This window comes from Streptomyces gottesmaniae, from assembly GCF_031845845.1.
GTDB classification, from domain to species: domain Bacteria; phylum Actinomycetota; class Actinomycetes; order Streptomycetales; family Streptomycetaceae; genus Streptomyces; species Streptomyces akebiae.
Genome location: NZ_JAVRFJ010000049.1, coordinates 23,857 through 45,461, shown reverse-complemented (window position 1 = coordinate 45,461; position 21,605 = coordinate 23,857). Strand labels below are relative to the sequence as shown.

General features: G+C 71.1%; 14 protein-coding genes. 12 read left to right on the top strand and 2 right to left on the bottom strand.

Annotated elements, in window-relative coordinates; translation table 11 throughout:
• The first annotated feature begins 12 nt into the window (after positions 1–12).
• Positions 13–1,575: a CYTH and CHAD domain-containing protein gene (locus RM704_RS38735; RefSeq protein WP_033526469.1), complete on the top strand. Its 1,563-nt coding sequence runs from the start codon at positions 13–15 to the stop codon at positions 1,573–1,575.
• Positions 1,576–1,779: 204 nt separating this feature from the next.
• On the top strand, positions 1,780–3,732 hold the full coding sequence (locus RM704_RS38730) for a TIGR03960 family B12-binding radical SAM protein (RefSeq protein WP_033526470.1): 1,953 nt from the start codon (positions 1,780–1,782) through the stop codon (positions 3,730–3,732).
• Between the two features lie 77 nt (positions 3,733–3,809).
• Here RM704_RS38730 and RM704_RS38725 read toward each other — a convergent pair whose 3' ends face one another.
• Positions 3,810–5,306, bottom strand: coding sequence for a collagen-like domain-containing protein (locus tag RM704_RS38725; protein ID WP_033526471.1), 1,497 nt, complete (start codon positions 5,304–5,306; stop codon positions 3,810–3,812).
• Between the two features lie 240 nt (positions 5,307–5,546).
• On the opposite strand from RM704_RS38725, the gene RM704_RS38720 reads away from it, so the two are divergent.
• The 8 genes from RM704_RS38720 (at position 5,547) to obgE (ending at position 17,285) form a co-directional block, all read left to right on the top strand.
• Positions 5,547–6,725, top strand: coding sequence for a glycosyltransferase (locus RM704_RS38720; protein ID WP_033526472.1), 1,179 nt, complete (start codon positions 5,547–5,549; stop codon positions 6,723–6,725).
• Positions 6,726–6,814: 89 nt separating this feature from the next.
• The gene (locus RM704_RS38715) at positions 6,815–7,984 is read left to right on the top strand and encodes a hypothetical protein (protein ID WP_033526473.1); all 1,170 of its coding nucleotides are present in this window, start codon (positions 6,815–6,817) and stop codon (positions 7,982–7,984) included.
• A gap of 48 nt (positions 7,985–8,032) precedes the next feature.
• Positions 8,033–8,893, top strand: a complete 861-nt coding sequence (locus tag RM704_RS38710; protein WP_033526474.1) for a TIGR03936 family radical SAM-associated protein — start codon at positions 8,033–8,035, stop codon at positions 8,891–8,893.
• A 246-nt stretch (positions 8,894–9,139) separates the two neighbouring features.
• Positions 9,140–13,339 (top strand): Rne/Rng family ribonuclease, encoded by a 4,200-nt coding sequence (locus RM704_RS38705; protein ID WP_311592559.1) that lies wholly within the window; start codon positions 9,140–9,142, stop codon positions 13,337–13,339.
• Between the two features lie 276 nt (positions 13,340–13,615).
• Positions 13,616–14,917, top strand: a complete 1,302-nt coding sequence (locus RM704_RS38700; protein WP_033525815.1) for a phospholipase D-like domain-containing protein — start codon at positions 13,616–13,618, stop codon at positions 14,915–14,917.
• Positions 14,918–15,113: 196 nt separating this feature from the next.
• On the top strand, positions 15,114–15,434 hold the full coding sequence (gene rplU / locus RM704_RS38695) for a 50S ribosomal protein L21 (RefSeq protein WP_033525816.1): 321 nt from the start codon (positions 15,114–15,116) through the stop codon (positions 15,432–15,434).
• Positions 15,435–15,448: 14 nt separating this feature from the next.
• The gene (rpmA, locus tag RM704_RS38690) at positions 15,449–15,703 is read left to right on the top strand and encodes a 50S ribosomal protein L27 (protein ID WP_033525817.1); all 255 of its coding nucleotides are present in this window, start codon (positions 15,449–15,451) and stop codon (positions 15,701–15,703) included.
• A 145-nt stretch (positions 15,704–15,848) separates the two neighbouring features.
• Complete coding sequence (gene obgE / locus RM704_RS38685) at positions 15,849–17,285, top strand: GTPase ObgE (RefSeq protein WP_033525818.1); 1,437 nt, start codon at positions 15,849–15,851, stop codon at positions 17,283–17,285.
• A gap of 153 nt (positions 17,286–17,438) precedes the next feature.
• On the opposite strand, the gene RM704_RS38680 is transcribed toward obgE, so the two are convergent.
• Complete coding sequence (locus RM704_RS38680) at positions 17,439–19,508, bottom strand: CDP-glycerol glycerophosphotransferase family protein (RefSeq protein ID WP_033525819.1); 2,070 nt, start codon at positions 19,506–19,508, stop codon at positions 17,439–17,441.
• 344 nt (positions 19,509–19,852) lie between these two features.
• Between RM704_RS38680 and proB the strand changes: the two genes are divergently transcribed.
• Both proB and RM704_RS38670 read left to right on the top strand, forming a co-directional pair.
• Positions 19,853–20,959 (top strand): glutamate 5-kinase, encoded by a 1,107-nt coding sequence (gene proB, locus RM704_RS38675; RefSeq protein WP_033525820.1) that lies wholly within the window; start codon positions 19,853–19,855, stop codon positions 20,957–20,959.
• A 173-nt stretch (positions 20,960–21,132) separates the two neighbouring features.
• Positions 21,133–21,600: a DUF8830 family protein gene (locus RM704_RS38670; RefSeq protein WP_033525821.1), complete on the top strand. Its 468-nt coding sequence runs from the start codon at positions 21,133–21,135 to the stop codon at positions 21,598–21,600.
• The last annotated feature ends 5 nt before the right edge of the window (positions 21,601–21,605 follow it).

The window sequence follows — 21,605 nt, the reverse complement described above, 5'->3', positions numbered from 1 at the left end:
TAGATTCATTTCATGGCGGACACCAAGCGCGAGATCGAGCGGAAGTACGAATCCGACGAGAGCGGCCTGCCGGACCTCACCGGTGTGGCTGGGGTCGCGACCGTCATAGACAAGGGCGTGGCGGAGCTGGACGCCGTCTACTACGACACCCCCGACGAACGCCTCGCCGCCGCGTCCATCACCCTGCGGCGCCGTACGGGCGGCAGCGACGCGGGCTGGCATCTGAAGTTCCCGGTCTCCTCGGGGGTACGGGACGAGATCCGAGCCCCGCTGTCCGACACGTTGCCCGACGAACTCGCCGGGCTGGTCCGCTCCCGGGTCCGGTCGGCCGAGCTGGTCCCGCTGGTCCGTATCCTCTCCACCCGCGACGTCAGCGAGCTCCTCGACGCGGACGGCACGCTCCTCGCCGAGGTCAGCGTGGACGCCGTGGTCGCCGAGCGGCTCACCGAGGAGGGCCGCACCGCACAGTGGTCCGAGATCGAGGTCGAACTCGCCGACGAGGGGGACCCCGCATTCCTCGACAAGGTCGAGAAGAAGCTGCGCAAGGCGGGCGTACGGTCGTCGGACTCGCCGTCGAAGCTGGCCAGGGCCCTTCAGGAGACAGCACCCAAGAAGGGCAGGAAGAGCGGCAAGGGACAGAAGAGCGAGAAGGGCGAAGGGCGGGCCGGGAAGCAGGCGGAGGACGGAGGGTCCGCCGAGCCCGTCACGCCGGGGGACCACGTCCTCGTCTACATCCGTGCCCAGCGTGACGCGATCGTCGAGCTGGACCCCGCGGTCCGCCGGGACGTCTTCGACTCCGTCCACAGCATGCGGGTCGCCACACGCCGTCTGCGCAGCACGTTCAAGTCGTTCGGGAAGGTCCTGGACCGGGCGATCATGGACCCGATCGGCGAGGAACTGAAGTGGCTGGCGGGCCAGCTCGGCGTCGACCGTGACCAGGAGGTCCTGGCGGAGCGCTTCACCGAGGCCCTCGACAACCTCCCCGAGACCCTGGTGACGGGGCCGGTCCGTACGCGCCTGCGCACCTGGACGGAGAAGGACGACGGACCGGGCCCCCGCGGCGAGCTGCTCGACGCCCTGAACGAGCCGCGCTATCTGGAGCTGCTGGAGTCCCTCGACGCCGTGATCGCGGACCCGCCGCTGCTCAAGGCCGCCCACGGCGATCCCGAGAAGGTGATCACCAAGGCGGTCGAGAAGGGCTTCGGCAAGGTGGCGGCCCTGGTCGAGGAGGCCCTGGCGCAGCCGCCCGGGTCCGACCGTGACGTGGCCATGCACGAGTCCCGCAAGAAGACCAAGCGCACCCGGTACGCGGCCGAGGCGGCACAACCCCTGCTGGGCAAGCCGGCCAAGGCGCTCGTCAAGGACATGAAGTCCCTGCAGAGCCTCCTCGGCGACCACCAGGACAGCGTGATGGCCCGCGAGGCCCTGCGCGACCTCGCCTTCCAGGCCCATGAGGCGGGGGAGAGCGCCTTCACGTACGGACTGCTGTACGGCAGGGAGGAACGCCGGGCGGAGCTGGCGGAGGGGGCACTGCCGGGGGAGTGGGCCAGGATCAGCAAGGACATGCCCTTCTGAGCCCGCTCTTCTGAGCCCGCTCTTCTGAGCCCGCTCTTCTGAACCCGCCCTACTGAGCCCGCCCTACTGAGCCCGCCTGGGCCCGCCCTCTGAGCGGGGGACCCGTCCGCAGGCGGTTCACCGGTAAACGGGCGTGCGAGGGGTGTCTCCGGGGGCGTTACGCTAGATGGTCACCCCTGTCCGCTCACGAAGGTAACCCCCGCGATGTCTGTCGAGTCGGTCTTCCCACAGCTAGAGGCCCTGCTCCCGCATGTGCAGAAGCCGATCCAGTACGTGGGCGGTGAGCTCAACTCCACCGTCAAGCCCTGGGAGTCCGCGGACGTCCGCTGGGCGCTCATGTACCCGGACGCGTACGAGGTCGGTCTGCCCAACCAGGGCGTCATGATCCTCTACGAGGTGCTGAACGAGCGCGAGGGCGTCCTCGCCGAGCGCACCTACAGCGTCTGGCCGGACCTGGAGGCGCTGATGCGGGAGCACGGCGTCCCGCAGTTCACCGTCGACAGTCACCGCCCGGTGAAGGCCTTCGACGTGTTCGGTCTGTCCTTCTCCACGGAGCTGGGCTACACCAACATGCTGACCGCCCTCGACCTGGCCGGCATCCCCCTGGAGTCCAAGGACCGCACGCTCGACGATCCGATCGTGCTGGCCGGCGGCCACGCGGCCTTCAACCCGGAGCCGATCGCCGACTTCATCGACGCGGCGATCATCGGCGACGGCGAGCAGGCCGTGCTGGACATGACCGAGATCATCCGTGCCTGGAAGGCGGAGGGCAGGCCCGGCGGCCGCGAGGAGGTCCTGTTCCGCCTCGCGCGGACCGGATCCGTGTACATCCCCGCGTTCTACGACGTCGAGTACCTCGCGGACGGCCGTATCGGCCGCGTCGTACCGAACAGGTCGGGTGTCCCGTGGCGGGTGTCCAAGCACACCGTCATGGACCTGGACGAGTGGCCCTACCCCAAGCAGCCCCTCGTCCCGCTCGCCGAGACGGTGCACGAGCGGATGTCGGTGGAGATCTTCCGCGGCTGCACGCGCGGCTGCCGCTTCTGTCAGGCGGGCATGATCACCCGCCCGGTCCGCGAGCGTTCCATCACGGGCATCGGCGAGATGGTCGAGAAGGGGCTGAAGGCGACGGGCTTCGAGGAGGTCGGACTCCTCTCCCTCTCCTCCGCCGACCACAGCGAGATCGGCGACATCGCCAAGGGCCTGGCGGACCGGTACGAGGAGGACAAGATCGGTCTGTCCCTCCCCTCGACCCGGGTGGACGCCTTCAACGTCGACCTCGCGAACGAGCTGACCCGCAACGGCCGGCGCTCGGGTCTGACCTTCGCGCCCGAAGGCGGCTCCGAGCGCATGCGCAAGGTCATCAACAAGATGGTCTCGGAGGAGGACCTGATCCGTACGGTCTCCACGGCGTACGGCAACGGCTGGCGCCAGGTGAAGCTGTACTTCATGTGCGGCCTGCCGACGGAGACCGACGAGGACGTCCTGCAGATCGCCGACATGGCGACCCGCGTCATCCAGAAGGGCCGTGAGGTCTCCGGCTCGAACGACATTCGCTGCACGGTGTCGATCGGCGGCTTCGTCCCGAAGCCGCACACACCGTTCCAGTGGGCGCCGCAGCTCTCCGCCGAGGAGACGGACGCCCGGCTCGAAAAGCTCCGCGACAAGATCCGCGGCGACAAGAAGTACGGCCGTTCCATCGGCTTCCGCTACCACGACGGCAAGCCGGGCATCGTCGAGGGCCTGCTGTCGCGCGGCGACCGCCGCATCGGCGCCGTCATCCGCGCGGTCTACGAGGACGGCGGCCGCTTCGACGGCTGGCGCGAGCACTTCTCCTACGACCGCTGGATGAGCTGCGCGGACAAGGCCCTGGCCGACTTCGGCCTCGACGTCGACTGGTACACCACCCGCGAGCGCACCTACGAAGAGGTCCTGCCCTGGGACCACCTGGACTCCGGTCTCGACAAGGACTGGCTCTGGGAGGACTGGCAGGACGCCCTCGACGAGACCGAGGTCGAGGACTGCCGCTGGACGCCGTGCTTCGACTGCGGCGTGTGCCCGCAGATGGACACCCAGATCCAGATCGGCCCGACGGGCAAGAAGCTGCTGCCGCTGTCGGTGAAGCAGCCGGTGGGGAGTACGGGTCACAGTCACTGACCCGGCGCCGCGGCCGACAGGCCGTGAGGGGTGCCCGGAAGGCCGTTCGGCCGCTTCCGGGCACCCCTTCTCGCGTATTACCGGCCGGTCACGCGGGGCGTGACGGTCGAGCCGCCGTTGACGATGTTGTCCGACGGCTGGAGCTCGACCCGGTACCAGGGGCGCGGGTTGCCCTCGGCGTCGTCGCAGTTCAGGGTGGCGTGGGGCCGCGTGTCCACCGGCACGCAGGTCGTCTCCCAGATCTGGCCCACGGTGGTGACGACGTTGAACTTGACCAGGCCCTTCGTGGCGCTCGCGTGGTCACCCTTGGGCTGGCCCTTGCCCTCGCCTTGGTCCGTGCCGGGGCTCGCCCCATGGTCCTTGCCGGTGTTCTGGCCAGACCCCTGGCTGTAGTCCTTGCCGGTGTCCTGGGCGTGGCCGCTGCCGGTGCCCTGGTTCTGGCTCTGACCGGTCTGCTGGGCGTGGCCGGTGTGCGTGCCCTGGTTCTGGCTGTGGCTCTGGCTGTGGCTCTGGCCCGTGTTCTGGCTGTGGCCCTGGTTCTGGCCGGTCTGCTGGGAATGGCCCTGGCTCTGGTTCTGGCCGTTCTGCTGGGCGTGGCCCTGGCTCTGGCCCGCCTGCTGGCTGTGACCCTGGCCTGTGCCCTGGCTGTGCTCCGTGCCCGTCTCGTTGCCCGTCTCCTTGCCGGTGTCCTTCTGCCCGTGTCCGTGGGCGGCGTGCGTGTTGACGGAGACACCGCAGGCGAAGCCGACGTAGCGGCCCTGCGAATCACGGCCGCCCGCCGGGAAGTTGGGGTGGGTGCTGAGGTCGGTCCACAGGAACGGGTGGGCGACCGCGCCCTGGAGGTCGCGGATACCCGCGAAGACCCGTCCCTCGGTCAGTACGACCCGGAACTCGAGCTTCTTGGAGTCCTGCACGGCGTCGATGTCGGAGCAGGGGCCGGCGGGCCCCGTGGCGCCCGTGGCGCCGGTGGCCCCTGTCTGTCCGTCCGCTCCGGCGGGTCCGACGGGGCCCTCGGGTCCGATGGGGCCGTCCGCTCCGGTGGGTCCGGTGGGTCCGGTGGGGCCGTCCGCTCCGGTGGGTCCGGTGGGGCCAGTGGGTCCGACGGGGCCCTGCTCGCCGGTGTCGCCCTGGGGACCGACCTCTCCCTGGGGGCCGACGTCACCTTGAGGGCCGACGTCACCCTGGGGACCCGTGTCGCCCTTCGGGCCGGTGGGTCCCTGAGGCCCGGTCGGGCCGCTGGGCCCCACCTCACAGTGGTCGTCGTTCCCACCGAGTGCCGCCGTGCGGTTCCGGTCCTGCTCGTCGTACCAGTCGGGCGCCGATCCGTCGTACGCGTCCTGGTGTTGTCCGTCGTCGGTGTGGTGTTGATCACCGTTCGCGTCGGCGGGCGGGCATGCGTCGTCGCCGGCCCTCGTCACGGTGGAGTGTTCGGACATGCTTGCCGTCGCCGCCGCGGCCGGGCCGGCGAGTCCGGCGGTCATCGCAAGTGCGAGCGAGGCATACGTGCTGACCTTGGTGATTCTGTGGCGTGCCAGCGGGCCTATCAGCGAGATCGTCCTGCGCTCAGGACTCATCTATGTGCTCCTTGTTTCAACCGGTTTGGGGCTTTTCCCCGCACTCGATCGTGAGCCTCGCCCCTGTCCACCGGCTCGACCAGCGAGCTGGACCGGACGGGGATGGAGATCATCAAATCGGCCTAAACCGGCCTCACGGGTGGGCTAATTCGGCGTCGGCTGCTGTTATCTGTGCGATATGAGGAGGTATGTCACGCGGCCGCTCGGGCAGCGTTCCAACGTCCCGGGACCGGTGAGGCCGTGAAGCCGCAGACCATCTGCCTCTGCATGATCGTCAAGAACGAGGCGCCAGTGATCGAGCGCTGCCTCGCCTCCGTCCGCCCACTGATCGACACCTGGGTCATCACCGACACCGGCTCGACGGACGGCACGCAGGACCTGATCCGCGAGGCGCTGGACGGCGTCCCGGGCGAACTGCGCGAGGAACCCTGGGTCGACTTCGGCCACAACCGGACCCGGAACATCCAACACGCCCGGGGGAAGGCCGACTTCCTGCTCACCGTCGACGCCGACCACGTACTGCGTCAGGACGCGCCACTGCCCCGGCTCACAGCGACCTCGTACATGCTGCGCTACGACACACCGGGCACCCAGCACCGCTTCAAGCACCTGATGCGGGGGGACCTGCTCTGGCGCTACGAGGGGGTCACCCACGAGTACCCGTGCACCGACGGGCCCGATGTCCAGGAGAACCTGGACGCCCTCGTCATCGAGGACCACGCGGACGGCGGCTGTCGCGGCGACAAGTTCGAACGTGACGCACAACTGCTCAGGCGTGAGCTGGAACGCGACCCCACCAACCCCCGCACCGTCTTCTACCTGGCCAACACCGAACGGGACCTCGGTCACGCGCGGGAGGCGATCGAGCTGTACGAGCGGCGTGCGGCGATGGGCGGCTGGGGCGAGGAGGTCTACTGCTCGCTCCTGGAAGCGGGAATCCTCCGAGCGGAGGAGGAGGACTGGCCGGGAGCCATGGACACGTTCTCCCGTGCCTGGGAGGCGCGTCCCACCCGGCTCGAAGCCTGCTACGAGTTGGCCTCGCGGCTGCGGCTCCGGCGGCGCCATCACACCGCACACGCCCTTCTCGTCGACGTCGTCGACCGGCCCGCACCGGACGACCTGCTCTTCACCAAGCCCTGGGTCTACCGGTGGGGCCTGCTGTTCGAGTTCTCCATCACCGCCCACTGGGTCGGTGACCACGCCGCCGCGCTCCGGGCATGCGATCGCCTGCTGGCCATGCGGGACCTGCCGGAACGCATCCGCCGCCAGGTCGAGATCAACCGGGAGTTCTCCGCGCCGCACGCCGGCCGGCCGGACCTGTCCGCCGTGGTGCGCCGCCCCAAGGCCGCCCGGACCGGCAGGGCGGCCGCCTCCACGAGGTCCGCGAAGTCCTCGAGATCTTCCAGGCGCAAGCGGTAGGAGACGCGGGCGGTCCACCGGGGACGGTGCGGTCGGAACTCGCCGACGTGGGCGGGATCCGGACGACACGCTGAGGCGTCTACGTCGTCATGGACCTGGAGAAAAGGCCTGCCCGGCAGCAGACGCCGGAGGCGCGCGCGACACCCGAGGCGCGCTTGACGCCCACTGCGCAAGGGAGTGCTGAGGGGCAGCGGGCGCGCGAGCCGCAGCGGGCGCCCGAGGGGTGTCTCGTCGCCGTGATCCGGATTCCGGTGCGGATCGTGGTGCTCGTGCTGGTCCTGCCCGTGCGCATGGCGTGGGACGCGCTGGTGGTGGGCGGGCGGTTGCTGACGGACACCGTGTTGCGGCCGGCGGGCCGTGCGCTGCTGTGGGTCGGTCGGGCCGTTCTCGTGTGGCCCTGTGTGGCGCTGTGGCGCTACGTCGTCGTGCCGGTCACGCGGCTTCTCGGGTGGCTCGGGTACCGGCTGCTGGTCGTGCCGGCGGTGTGGGCGTACCGGTATATGCTGACGCCGGTGGGGCACGCGATCGCGTGGGTGGTCGCCGGTCTCCGGGCCGGATGCGGCTGGGTGGCCCGAGGTCTCCTGGCCGGCCTCCTGTGGCTGTACCGGTGGACGGTGGTGCCGGTCGGGCTGAGCATCGCCTGGCTGGTCCGCTGCCTCGTCGTCGTACCGGCCGGGTGGCTGTACCGGTATGTGCTGACGCCCGTGGGGCATGCGATCGCGTGGGTGGCCACGGGGGTCGTGTGGCTCGTACGGATGATCTTCACCGGGCTCTGGACCGGCGTGTACTGGACGCTGCGCGTGCTGCTGGTGCTGCCCGCGCTCGCCCTGTGGCGCTGGATCCTGGTGCCCGTCGGACGGTTGCTCGCCGTCGTCGGCAGGGAGGTCGGGGAGGCCCTCGGGCACGCGTGGCGGGTGGCCGGGCGGATCTCGCTCGCCGTCGGACGGTTCCTGGCGAACCTGTTCCGGTGGATCCTGGTCGAGCCGACGCGGTGGGTGTACCGGACCGTCCTGACACCCGCCGGTCACTTCGTCCGGGACACGGTGTGGAAGCCGGTCGCGGCGGCCGGACGGGCCGTGGACCGGGTCACCCGGCAGGCGCTGACCACCGCCCGTGAGACCGTCCGCCAGGCCCGCGCCGGCGTGCGCTCGGCCCTCTTCGGACAGCCGACGGAACCGAAGTCCGTCCCCAGGCGGGAACCGCGGGCCGCCGAGGCACGTACTCTTGGTAGCAGTACGACCGCTCTCACGAAGGACTGAACGACACTGGGCAAGCGACAGCCCGAAGGCCCGCCGCCCGCACCCGCGGTGCAGCGCATCCGACTGCGCTACACCAAGCGCGGCCGCCTCCGGTTCACCAGCCACCGTGACTTCCAGCGCGCCTTCGAGCGTGCGCTGCGCCGTGCCGAGGTGCCGATGGCGTACTCGGCGGGGTTCACGCCGCATCCGAAGGTGTCGTACGCCAATGCCGCACCCACCGGCACGGGCAGTGAGGCGGAGTATCTGGAGATCGCGCTCACCGAAGCGCGTGATCCGGAGAAGCTCAGGATCCTGCTCGACGAGTCGCTGCCCACCGGCCTCGACATCGTCGACGCGGTCGAGGCCCGGACCTCCGGGCTCGCCGACCGGCTCACGGCCTCCGTGTGGGAACTGCGCCTGGACGGCGTGGACCCCGAGGAGGCCGCGCGCGCGGTCGAGGTCTTCAAGGCGTCGGACCTCGTCGAGGTCCAGCGCAGGACCAAGAACGGCCTACGGACCTTCGACGCCCGTGCCGCCGTGGTCGACCTCGACAGCCGTGACGGACACGACACACGTGAGGAACACGACGCACGTGAGGGACGTGACGGAAGCGCCGGTACGGACGGTTCTGAGACGCCCGGTCCACAGGCTGATAGGCCGACGGACCAGCCCTGTGCGATACTGCGGCTGGTTGTTCGGCACGTGACGCCTGCCGTACGACCCGACGACGTCCTGTCCGGTCTCCGCGCCGTGGCCGACCTGGCGCCGCCGGTCCCCGCAGCGGTGACCAGGCTGGCGCAGGGGCTTTTCGATGATGAGACCGGCACGGTGACCGACCCGCTCGCGCCCGACCGCGAGGCAGCGCCGGCCCCCTCAACGGCCGAACCCGCTGCCGCCGCGAAGGCGTCGGCGCCGGTAGGCCCCGCGTAGGGACGGACGTCGTAGCGCCGCCCTCTGATCCGGGAGCCACCTGGGTCGGGCAGCGCACCGACCACAAGACTTTCGCCAGGCCGTACGCAACATGGCGTACGGAACCGGCGAGACAGGACACAGAGAGCTCCCGTGCGGCGCCCGCGCCCCGGACGGCGGTAGTCGCGTACGACGCGAGCCGCGGACGTCACCGGCCAACGCCGGACCGGGTGCGGCGCCCGGGAGCCTGACGGGAGAAACGCCCGCATGCCCGAATCGATCGAACCCGCCGAGCCCACGCAGGGCTCCGAACACAACACGCCGAGCGACACCCTGCCGCCGCGCCGTCGCCGCCGTGCCGCGTCCCGCCCCGCGGGACCGCCGTCCGCCGCCTCCGAAGCGGCCGCGGAGACCACCGCGCCGGCCGTACAGGCCGCCGAGTCCGAGGACCTCGCGGCCATCGAGCCGACCGAGGCGGACGAGACCACCGAGACCGTCGAGGACGACGTGACCGTTGAGGACGCGCAGGTCACCGAGGCCGAGGGGACGGAGGCCGAGACCCCCGCCGCCGAGGAGGCCGCGCCCGCCGGGCGTACGCGCCGTCGTGCGACCCGCCGCGCCTCCGCCCCCGCCGGCGCGCCCAAGGACGTCGAGGTCGTCGAGACCGTGGCGCCGGTCGCTTCCCCCGAGAGCGCCGCCGAGATGCCCGTCGCGGTCGAGGAAGAAGCGCCCGCCGGGCGTACGCGCCGTCGTGCGACCCGCCGCGCCACCGCCCCCACGAGCGCGCCCAAGGCCGCTGCGGAGAAGCCCGCCGAGACGGCGACGGTGGCCGAGCCCGAGGCCGCCGCCGCGCCCGCAGCCGTTGCCGAGGCGCCCGCCGCCGTCGAGGACGCCGCGCCCGCCGGGCGTACGCGCCGTCGCGCCACGCGCCGGGCGTCCGCGCCCGCCGGTGAGGCGCAGGCCGCCGAGAGCGTGGAGGCTCCGGCGGAGGCCGTGGAGACCGCGCCCGCCGAGATTCAGGAGAGTGCGCCGGTCGAGGCGGCGGCCGAGGAGGCCGCGCCCCGTCGTACCCGTCGGCGTGCCACGCGCCGAGTCGCCGCGCCCGCCGACGCGTCCGAGGGCGCCGCCGCCGACGAGCGCGCGGACGAGTCCGTGGCCGCCGAGACCGCGCCGGCCGCGGCCGAGCAGGTGCCCGCCGCCGAGGCCGCCTCCCCCGAGCCGGTCAAGGCACCGCAGGCGGCTGCCGAGGCCGAGGACGAGGACGGTGGCCCGCGTCGGCCCCGTCGTCGGGCCACGCGCAAGGCCGCCGTGGGATTCTCCGCGCCCGCCCCGCCGAAGGCGGAGGACGCGCCGTCGCGTCCGTCGCGGCCCGCCGTGGCCGTGTTCCAGGCGCCGGTGTTCACCGAGCCGATGTTCCAGACGCCGGAGCGCGCCGCCGCGCAGGCCGCCGCCGAGGCGGAGGACGAGACCGTGACGGTCGAGCCGGCCGAGACCCCCGAGAGCGCCGAGACCACCGGCCTCGGCGGGTTCGCCGAGGAGGAGCCCACCGGCGGGTCGCGGCGTCGCCGTCGTCGCCGGGGTGAGCCCGCCGAGGCCGAGCAGCCCGCGGCCGCCACCGTGGTCGCCGACGAGCCGGAGGAGCCCGAGGAGTCCGAGGAGCCGGAGGAGTCCGAGGAGACCGGCGAGGACTCCGCCGAGAGCGACGAGTACGGCGAGGAGGAGTCCACCGGGTCGCGTCGCCGTCGTCGCCGGGGTGGCCGCCGTCGTCGCCGGGGCGAGTCGGCCGAGGCCGAGGACGCCGCCGAGGGCGACGAACTCGCCGCCGAGCAGGCCGCGCAGGACGCCGAGGACACCGCCGAGCAGCTGGACGAGGACGCCGAGGACGAGGGCGACGAGCGCGAGGACTCCGGTTCGGGCTCCAGCAGCAGCCGTCGGCGTCGCCGCCGCCGTCGTCGCGCCGGTGACTCCGGCTCCGAGGGCGAGACGACCGACGACCCCGAGCGCACGGTCGTCAAGGTCCGTGAGCCGCGCGAGCGGCGCGCCAAGGACACCGAGCCGTCCGACGAGGTGCAGTCCATCAAGGGCTCCACCCGGCTGGAGGCCAAGAAGCAGCGCCGCCGGGAAGGCCGTGAGCAGGGTCGCCGTCGCGTCCCGATCATCACCGAGGCGGAGTTCCTCGCCCGCCGCGAGGCCGTCGAACGCGTCATGGTCGTCCGCCAGAGCGGCGAGCGCACCCAGATCGGCGTCCTGGAAGACAGCGTGCTCGTCGAGCACTACGTCAACAAGGAGCAGTCGACCTCGTACGTCGGCAACGTCTACCTCGGCAAGGTGCAGAACGTGCTGCCGTCGATGGAGGCCGCCTTCATCGACATCGGCAAGGGGCGCAACGCCGTCCTGTACGCCGGTGAGGTCAACTTCGAGGCGCTCGGCATGGCCAACGGGCCGCGCCGGATCGAGTCCGCCCTGAAGTCCGGGCAGTCCGTGCTCGTCCAGGTCACCAAGGACCCGATCGGACACAAGGGCGCCCGTCTGACCAGCCAGGTCTCCCTGCCGGGCCGCTACCTGGTCTACGTCCCCGAGGGGTCGATGACCGGTATCAGCCGCAAGCTGCCCGACACCGAGCGGGCGCGGCTGAAGACCATCCTCAAGAAGATCGTTCCCGAGGACGCGGGCGTCATCGTGCGCACCGCCGCCGAGGGCGCGAGCGAGGACGAGCTGCGCCGCGACGTCGAGCGGCTGCAGGGGCAGTGGGAGGACATCCAGAAGAAGGCCAAGAACGGCAACGCGCCGACGCTGCTGTACGGCGAGCCGGACATGACCGTCCGGGTCGTCCGCGACATCTTCAACGAGGACTTCTCCAAGGTCATCGTGAGCGGCGAGGACGCCTGGGAGACCATCCACGGGTACGTCTCGCACGTCGCGCCCGACCTGGCGGAGCGTCTGCAGAAGTGGACCTCCGAGGTCGACGTCTTCGCGACGTACCGTATCGACGAGCAGCTGATGAAGGCGCTGGACCGCAAGGTGTGGCTGCCCAGCGGTGGTTCGCTGGTGATCGACAAGACCGAGGCCATGATCGTGGTCGACGTCAACACCGGCAAGTTCACCGGCCAGGGCGGCAACCTGGAGGAGACGGTCACCAGGAACAACCTGGAGGCGGCCGAGGAGATCGTGCGTCAGCTGCGGCTGCGCGACCTCGGTGGCATCGTCGTGATCGACTTCATCGACATGGTCCTGGAGTCCAACCGGGACCTGGTGCTGCGGCGCCTGCTGGAGTGCCTGGGACGCGACCGTACGAAGCACCAGGTCGCCGAGGTCACCTCGCTGGGCCTGGTGCAGATGACCCGCAAGCGGGTGGGCCAGGGTCTGCTGGAGTCCTTCTCCGAGACCTGCGTCCACTGCAACGGGCGCGGCGTGATCGTGCACATGGACCAGCCGACGGCCGTCGGCGGTGGCGGCAAGCGCCGTAAGCGCGGGCGTGGCGGTGCCGAGCACGACCACGAGCACGTGTCCGCTCCCGAGGCCGTCGAGCCGGCGGAGTCGGCCGAGCTGGTCGAGGCCGAGCTGGTCGAGGCCGAGGTGGCCGCCGAGGTCGCCGAGCCCGTGGCGCTGCCCGCCCCGGAGTTCGAGCCGGACGAGGAGCTGTACAGCAGCGTCGCCGAGGCCGAGGCGGCGGTCGGGCGTGGTCGTTCGCGTCGTCGGGCGACCCGGCGGGCGTCCGCGCCCTCCGGTGCCCCGAAGTCCCGTGAGTCGCGTGAGGCCGTGGCCGTCACCACCGTCTCCGAGGACCGTGCCCCGAAGTCGCGGGAGGCCGCCGAGTCGGAGCCGGTCGCGGTGGAGGACCCGGTCGTCGAGATGCCGGCCGCCGCCCCGAGCACCGAGGAGGCCGCGCCCAAGGGCCGTACGCGTCGTCGGGCGACCCGGAAGGTGTCCGCCCCCGCGGGCGCGCCGGCCGGGGCCGCGGCGGACGACGCCGTGGTCACGGTCGAGCCGACTCCGGAGCCGGTGGTCGAGCCGACCCCGGAGCCCGTGGTCGAGGAGCCCGTGGCCGAGGAGGCCGCGCAGCCCGAGGCGGCGGCCGTCGCCGAGAGCGCGGCTCCGGCCCGCCCGCGTCGGCGTGCCGTGCGCAAGGCGACCGCGCCCACCGCGTCCGAGGAGGCGGCCGTGGTCGTGGTCCCGTCGGCTCCGGCCGAGGACGTGGCCGAGGCCCCGGTGGAGGAGTCCGCTCCGGCCGCCGAGGAGACCGAGCCCGAGGCCGAGGCGCCGGCCAAGAAGGCGGCGGCGCGCAAGACGGCCAAGAAGGCCACGGCGAAGAAGGCCGCCACGAAGAAGACGGCGGCCGCCAAGAAGACGGTCGCGAAGAAGACCACGGCCAAGAAGGCGGCCACGAAGAAGTCGGCCACGAAGAAGACCACCGTGGCCGCCGAGCAGTCCTCGGCCACGGTCACGGCTTCGACCGACGAGAGCTGAGCCCCACGGGGCGGGCCCGAGGTCCGCTCCAACTGATGCCCCTACCGGGTGGTTTGCCCGACCGGTGGGGGCATCGGCGTGTTCGGGGAGAGTAACTTCACACCGGCTGGGGAGATTTGAGACGTTTAGTCATCTCTGTCGTCTCATCAGCACCCCCTCCCTCTTGGAGCGTCAGCAGACGCCTGCAACACTCACGTAGTCGAATTCGCAGTTGTATACGCAGTCGTGGGCGCTGTCGTGGACATCCGGGCAGGGCGGTGACGGGGAGGAGATCGCATGGCGCGCGTGCGCATGCGTGGGGCGGTGGCACTGGCCACCGTGCTGGCGGCGGCCGGTGTGCAGGTGACGATGGCCGCGGGCGTCGCACAGGCCGCGCCGACCTGGACCGAAGGCCCGCTCTTCAACGACCCGTTGGGCGACGGGGCCGAGCAACTCGCGATACGCACCCGGCTCATCGAGCTGACGGACGCCGCGCTGCCCGGCTCCACCATCAAGGTCGCCGTCTACCACGTGTGGGAGGCGTCCGTCGTCGACGCGCTCGTCGCCGCCAAGGACCGGGGCGTGCGCGTCCAGGTCCTGCTGGACGAGTCGAGCGTCAGCGACCGCCCCACCAACACCGCGTACGGCAGCCTGGTCGCGGCGCTCGGCACCGACCGGACGAAGGGTTCGTACATAGCGACGTGCGCCGTCGACAGGTCCTGTCTCGGCGATCCGAAGTACGGGCAGTCGATCATGCACAACAAGTTCTGGCTGTTCTCGGCGGTCGAGGGCGCCACCAACGTGGTCGTGCAGACGACGTCGAACTCGACGCCCTCCGCGCACACCAAGTTCTTCAACGACGCGCTGCTGCTGCCGAACAACCCGACGATGTACGACGCGTACGCGGACTACTTCGACACGATGGTCGCCCGGGACTGGGCGGCCTGGGAGTACCGGACCGTCAGCAACGGCCTCTACAAGGCGTACTTCTTCCCCCGGGCCGGGAACACCAGGGCCACCGACACCGTGTACTCGGTGCTCAACAACGTGCAGTGCTCGTACAAGGACGGCGCCGGTGTGACGCGCAAGACCTGGGTGCGGGTCGCGATCTTCAAGATCACACGGTTGGCGATCGCCGAGAAACTGGTCGCCCTGAAGCAGGCCGGCTGCAACGTGAGCATCGTGTACGCCGAGTCCGACAGCGCCAAGAGCAGCGGCGGGACCAAGGGGACGTGGGAGAAGATGCACACGTCCGGCGGGCCGACCGTGCGGTGCTACAACGACGACCGGGACCCGCTGGACCCCGGGAAGAAGCTGACCACGCCGTACATCATCCACACCAAGTACATCCTCGTGGACGGCCAGTACGACGGCGTGCGCAACAAGATCAGCTTCACCGGGTCGGGCAACTACACCGGGCCCGCACTGCGCGAGAACGACGAGGCGATCGTCAAGGTCGACGACGATGCGGTGCACGACATGTACAGGACGCACTTCGACAAGGTGATCGGCGTCGCCTACCCGGGCAAGGCGGACACCACCGACCTCTGCAAGGGCGTGAAGCCGCTGCCGGCGGACGGCGAGAAGCCCGCCGCGTAGCGGGGGGAGGGGCTCGGTTTGACCCCTTCGGGCACGGCCCCGTAACCTTGACCGTCGGCGTGTCCGTAGGTAGCGACGCGTCACATCCCCGTAAACCTCATTCCTTCCGCGCGCCGGGCGCCGTGGGAGAGGCCGTTCGTATGTCGGACGGCTGGACTGCGGGGGTGCCGTTCCCGAGCGAGAGAGTGAGATCCGCTTGTACGCCATCGTGCGCAGCGGTGGTCGCCAGCACAAGGTTGCTGTCGGCGACATCGTTGAGGTTGACAAGATTTCCACCGCCAATGTCGGCGACACGGTCGAGCTCTCGACCCTGCTCGTCGTCGACGGCGATGCCGTGACCAGCGACCCCTGGGTCCTTGCCGGCATCAAGGTCCAGGCCGAGGTCGTGGACCACCACAAGGGCCAGAAGATCGACATTCTGCGCTACAAGAACAAGACCGGCTACCGCCGTCGTCAGGGCCACCGCCAGCAGTACACGGCGATCAAGGTCACTGAGATCCCCGCGGCTGCGAAGTAAGGGACTGAGGAGAGATGGCACACAAGAAGGGCGCATCGTCCACCCGTAACGGTCGTGACTCCAACGCTCAGCGCCTCGGCGTGAAGCGCTTCGGCGGTCAGGTCGTCAACGCGGGTGAGATCCTGGTCCGCCAGCGCGGCACTCACTTCCACCCGGGCTCGGGTGTCGGCCGTGGCAAGGACGACACGCTGTTCGCGCTGAACGCCGGTGCGGTCGAGTTCGGCACCGCCCGTGGGCGCAAGGTCGTGAACATCGTTCCGGTCGGCTGATCGGAAAAGTCTTCGGACAGTCTTTCGCGAGGCGGACCTCACTTCCCGTGCGGGAAGGCGGGTCCGCCTTTCGCGTGTTACCCAATAACTGAACCCGTACCACCCCTGGCCCCCGGCCGGGGGGACCCCCAGGAGGCACCCCACCATGACCACCTTCGTGGACCGCGTCGAACTGCATGTCGCCGCGGGTAACGGAGGTCACGGCTGTGCCTCCGTCCACCGGGAGAAGTTCAAGCCGCTCGGCGGCCCCGACGGCGGCAACGGCGGCCGGGGTGGCGACGTCATCCTGACCGTGGACCAGTCGGTGACGACTCTCCTCGAGTACCACCACTCCCCGCACCGCAAGGCCACCAACGGCAAGCCCGGCGAGGGCGGCAACCGCTCCGGCAAGGACGGGCAGGACCTGGTTCTGCCGGTCCCGGACGGCACCGTCGTGCTCGACAGGCAGGGGAACGTCCTCGCCGACCTCGTGGGCCACGGCACCTCCTTCGTCGCCGCTCAGGGCGGCCGGGGCGGCCTCGGCAACGCGGCCCTCGCCTCCGCCCGCCGCAAGGCGCCCGGCTTCGCGCTGCTCGGCGTGCCCGGGGACACGGGCGACATCGTCCTGGAGCTCAAGACCGTCGCCGACGTCGCGCTGGTCGGCTACCCCAGCGCCGGCAAGTCCTCGCTGATCTCGGTCCTGTCCGCCGCCAAGCCGAAGATCGCGGACTACCCGTTCACGACCCTCGTCCCGAACCTGGGCGTGGTCACGGCCGGCGAGACGGTCTACACGATCGCCGACGTGCCGGGCCTGATCCCGGGCGCCAGCCAGGGCAAGGGCCTCGGCCTCGAATTCCTCCGCCACGTCGAGCGGTGCAGCGTCCTCGTCCACGTCCTCGACACCGCGACCCTGGAGTCGGACCGCGACCCCGTCTCCGACCTCGACATCATCGAGGAGGAGCTGACGCAGTACGGCGGCCTCGGCGACCGGCCCCGGATCGTCGTCCTCAACAAGATCGACGTGCCCGACGGCAAGGATCTCGCCGAGATGGTGCGGCCGGACCTGGAGTCCCGCGGTTACCGGGTCTTCGAGGTGTCCGCCGTCGCCCACACGGGGCTGAAGGAGCTGTCCTTCGCCCTCGCGGACCTCGTCGGCCGTGCGCGCGCCGCCAGGCCGAGGGAGGAGGCGACGCGGATCGTCATCCGGCCCAAGGCCGTCGACGACGCGGGCTTCACGGTCGTGCGGGAGGAGGACGGGCTCTTCCGCGTGCGCGGTGAGAAGCCGGAGCGCTGGGTGCGCCAGACCGACTTCAGCAACGACGAGGCCGTCGGCTACCTCGCCGACCGGCTCAACCGGCTCGGTGTCGAGGAGGAGCTGATGAAGGCGGGCGCCCGCTCCGGCGACGGCGTCGCCATCGGACCCGAGGACAACGCGGTCGTCTTCGACTGGGAGCCGACCGTCATGGCCGGTGCGGAGATGCTCGGCCGCCGTGGCGAGGACCACCGCTTCGAGGCGCCCCGCCCGGCCGTCCAGCGCCGCCGCGACCGACAGGCCGAGCGGGACGAGCTCGAGAAGGAGTACGACGACTTCGAGCCGTTCTAGGACCGGAGGTTCCCTGGGCGCCCTGGGCTTCCTCGGCGCCCGGGCCTCTGTCGCGCCGGCTACCTGGGGTGGGGTCGGCCTCCCTGTGACCTGAACACGACGAAGGGCCCCGGTGGTGAACCGGGGCCCTTCGGCTGTCGTCGTCCGTCCTCGTCAGGCGAGTGCCTCCGTGGGCTCGCCCTCCGAGAGCTCGTCGCTCGACTCCTCCGGCTTCCGGGGCGACGGCACCTCGTCGGCGAGGCGCGACTCCATACGGGCGCGACGGTCGTCGGCCTTGGCGCAGAGCGCCTTCACCGCGAGGTCGAAGCGGACCAGGGACGGCGGGTCCGAGGGGCCGAGCAGCTGTTCCTTGAGCTCGGCGCGGGCCTGCGTGAAACGGTCCTTCTCGGGGTCGCGGACCGACTCCAGCAGCGCCGGCACACCGTCCGCCTTGGGCGTCAGCACGACACCCGCGGAGACGGTCGGGAACGCCGCCCGGAACGCCACCTCCGGCAGACCCGAGGTGTTGGCGACCGAGTACGGCTTCTCGCTCGACAGCCAGTCGGAGACCACCGACGAGACATCGCTGATCAGCAGGTCCGACGCGTTGAAGCAGGCGAAGATCGCGGGTCGCGCCTCGGTGATGATCCGGTGCTCCCACTCCGGGAACGACGCCCAGTACGCCCTCTCCCAGGCCAGCGTCGCCTCGGCGATGGCCGCCTCACGGTTCCCGCTCGGCGTGCCCTGCAGCAGCATCCGCTCCATCTCGTCCGCGCTGGCCCGGAACGACGTCGAGGTCAGCTTGTCCAGCTCGGCCGTACGGCGAGCGAGTTCGGCGGCGGCCTCGGGACCGGGGCGAGCCCCGGACCGCTTGGTGTTGGCCTCCCGGATCATCGCCTTGATCCGCTCGTTCGCGGCACCCGCGCGCGGGTCGACCGAGCCGGTCATCGGGTGCGGCTTGTACAGCAGCCGGACCTTGTCGTCGGCGAGGAGCTGCCGGACGATGTTCTCGCCGGCCAGGACCACGGAGGTGTTGCCGGGGTTGCCGTCCCAGCCCTCCCAGGTGGGGGCGTAGAGGACGGTGGTGTACGCGCCGGTCGGCGGGCCCGCGTAGGGACGGATCGGCGCCAGCTGCGGGCGGCCGACCTCGACGATGTCCTTGTCCTCCACCCCGACCTCGGCGAGCGCGTACCGCTCGCGCGCCGCGGGACCGGCGACCCACACCTCGTCGTACGCCTTGGCGTACGGGTTGCAGGACGACAGCTTGTCGCTCTCGCCGTGGTTGATGAAGGCGTGCTTGATCGTGGGGATGCGCAGCACCTGGGACGTCTTCGCGGCGTTGGCCGGGTGCAGCATCATCTTCAGCGTCGAGTTCTCCAGGGAGAACATCGTCGAGACCTTCGGGAAGCAGATGACCGGCACGTCGGTCGCGTCGATCTTCTGCACCATGAAGCGTTCACGCAGCACGATCAGCGGCTTCTCCAGCTGGGAGAGTGTCGAGAGCCACATGTTCGCCTGGTACGCCGACGTCGTACCGCCGGAGAAGTACATCGCGGTGGTCGGCCGGTACTCGGCGAGCCATCCGTCCAGCCACTCCATGACCTGCTGCTCGTTCTTCGCGCGCTTCTTCGGCAGCAGCCAGGTCGCGAGGTACGTGGTGCCCAGGAAGAGCAGCGCGAGCCCGGCGCCGACGCCGGCGAAGCCCCAGACGGCGTCCTTCGTGGCCGCCGTGAGCAGCAGGCCGGCCGTGACCGGCAGGGAGAAGGTCAGCAGCCGGTGGGCCTGGCGCCGGGCCAGGATGCGCGGCGGGGAGGCGGTCAGGCGCAGCGCGGAGGCGTCGATGTTGCGGGTGACGATCGGCAGGGTCCGGGTGCGGCGGACCAGCACCGAGACGGCCTGGCAGGCGAAGTGCACCGCGTAGAACGCGATGAGGGCGACCAGGAGCGGGGCCTGCTCGCGCAGCGGATCGATGCCGTCGATGCGCAGCAGCCCGACCAGGATCAGCATGTCGCGGAGCAGCTGGCGCACCAGTGCGTCGAAGCGGACCTTGCTCAGCGGTGCGAGCAGTCCGGGATCCCGGTACTGGAGGAACGTGTCCAGGACGAGGCCCGCCGCGCCGGCGGCGACGAACAGGGGGATGTTCGGCAGCAGCGCGGAGACGATCTGGGCCGTGAAGAGCGCGAACATCGCGAGCAGCGCTGAGAGCTGTGCGATGCGGCGGGGTGCGAGGCCTGCGGAGGGCACGGGCTGGGCTCCTGCGGAGGGTGCGACGGATGAAGGGGGGAGGGTGAGTCGGGGGTGGCCTGAGGAGGCCGATCCCTGACCGTATGACCTAGGGAGGCCGAGGAGCAATCTCCCGAGGGCGCAATAGTCGCTAGTCGGACATTACGCCTGGAACCTTGAGCGACGTCACAGCATCTCCTCATCAAGGCCTCCGAGCCTGAGGGCCTCCGTCCGCCCGGCTCGTCGCGCCGTCCGCCCCTCGAAATGAGCACGCGTCCGGTCCGCCCGCTCCCGTAGATTGCGCAGTGCACACACCGGGCTGGTTCGGAACATTGGGGATACAGGTGTCAGCGGCAAGGCAGGGCGTGCGGGACGCGCACCGGATCGTCGTCAAGGTGGGCTCCTCGTCGTTGACGACGGCCTCCGGGGGCCTGGACGCGGACCGGGTGGACGCCCTCGTGGACGTCCTCGCCAAGGTCCGCAGCGGCGGTGAGCGGGAGATCGTGCTGGTCTCGTCCGGCGCCATCGCCGCCGGGCTCGCGCCCCTGGGCCTGCGCCGCCGCCCCAAGGACCTCGCCCGCCAGCAGGCCGCCGCCAGCGTCGGCCAGGGCCTGCTGGTGGCCCGCTACACCGCCTCCTGCGCCCGCTACGGCATCCGGGTCGGCCAGGTGCTCCTCACCTCCGACGACATGAGCCGCCGGGCCCACCACCGCAACGCCTCCCGCACCCTCGACAAGCTCCTCGCGATGGGCGCGCTGCCGGTCGTCAACGAGAACGACACCGTCGCCACGGACGAGATCCGCTTCGGCGACAACGACCGCCTCGCCGCCCTCGTCGCCCACCTCGTCCGGGCGGACCTGCTGGTCCTGCTGTCGGACGTGGACGGCGTGTACGACGGCGACCCCAGCAAGCCCGGTACGTCGCGGATAGCGGAGGTACGGGGCCCCGAGGACCTCGCGCACGTGGAGATCGGCAGCGCCGGCAAGGCGGGTGTCGGCACCGGCGGCATGGTCACCAAGGTCGAGGCGGCCGGCATCGCCACCGGCGCCGGCATCCCCGTGGTCCTGACCAGCGCGGTCCACGCGGCGGAAGCGCTCTCGGGCGGCGACACCGGCACCTACTTCCACCCGACCGGCAAGCGGTCCGCCGACCGGCTGCTGTGGCTCCAGCACGCCTCCACGCCGCAGGGCGCGCTCGTCCTGGACGAAGGCGCCGTCCGCGCGGTCGTCGAGCGACGTACGTCACTGCTGCCGGCCGGTATCGCGGCCGTAGAGGGCGACTTCACCGCCGGTGACCCCGTGGAGCTGCGCGACGGCACGGGCCGGGCCGTCGCGCGCGGGCTGGTGAACTTCGACGCCAAGGAGATCCCCCAGCTGATCGGCCGCTCGACCCGGGAACTGGCGCGCGAGCTGGGTCCCGCGTACGAACGAGAGGTCGTACACAGGGACGACCTCGTCCTCCTGCATCCCTGACCAGGGGCCTCCCGGAGGGGGCCGCGGCACGGGCCCCGGCGTGCGCGTTCCGTAAAACCGCCACGCGAAGTCCCTGAGCCTGCTCAACTTTGTCTCAGGGAGATTCCGCACGCCCTATTGCACGACCTATTGCCAGGCACGACATCGTTGCGAAGGAGGCCGTCGTGAGACGAGTGCGCCCCGGGGCCGCGGCGTCCCGTGGTGGTGGTACCTCCCGTGCGGCCGGCGAGGAGCGGACGCTCACCAGCGTCGCCGCCTCGGACACGTACGAGGGCGACAGCGTCGAGGAGCCGCAGGACCTGCCCCGCCTGTGGCACGTCACGCTGAGCCTCTCGGGACCCGAGGCCCCCCTCAAGGAGGTGCGGCGCGGCCTGGAACAGCTCGCCCACGACCACCCCTTTCTGCTGACCAGCCGCTATGCCCACGACCACGCCGAGATCCGCTACTGGGAGGAGGCCCGCGACCTCCACGACGCGGCCGCCGTCGCCCTGCGCCTGTGGGGTGAGCACCGCCGGACGGCCGGGCTGCCGCCCTGGGAGATCGTCGGCCTGGAGGTCATCGACCGCCAGACGTACCACCAGCGCATCGCCGAGGGCTACGGCCCCTCCCCGGCCACGCCCGTGGGGGTCCACCCGTACTGACCGTC

Excerpts from the sequence above, each read along its gene's own strand:
- RM704_RS38705 (WP_311592559.1), top strand. The coding sequence starts at position 9,140 with ATGCCCGAATCGATCGAACCCGCCGAGCCCACGCAGGGCTCCGAACAC.
- rpmA (WP_033525817.1), top strand. The coding sequence starts at position 15,449 with ATGGCACACAAGAAGGGCGCATCGTCCACCCGTAACGGTCGTGACTCC.
- RM704_RS38725 (WP_033526471.1), bottom strand. The coding sequence starts at position 5,306 with ATGAGTCCTGAGCGCAGGACGATCTCGCTGATAGGCCCGCTGGCACGC.
- RM704_RS38730 (WP_033526470.1), top strand. The coding sequence starts at position 1,780 with ATGTCTGTCGAGTCGGTCTTCCCACAGCTAGAGGCCCTGCTCCCGCAT.
- obgE (WP_033525818.1), top strand. The coding sequence starts at position 15,849 with ATGACCACCTTCGTGGACCGCGTCGAACTGCATGTCGCCGCGGGTAAC.
- RM704_RS38700 (WP_033525815.1), top strand. The coding sequence starts at position 13,616 with ATGGCGCGCGTGCGCATGCGTGGGGCGGTGGCACTGGCCACCGTGCTG.
- RM704_RS38715 (WP_033526473.1), top strand. The coding sequence starts at position 6,815 with ATGGACCTGGAGAAAAGGCCTGCCCGGCAGCAGACGCCGGAGGCGCGC.
- RM704_RS38735 (WP_033526469.1), top strand. The coding sequence starts at position 13 with ATGGCGGACACCAAGCGCGAGATCGAGCGGAAGTACGAATCCGACGAG.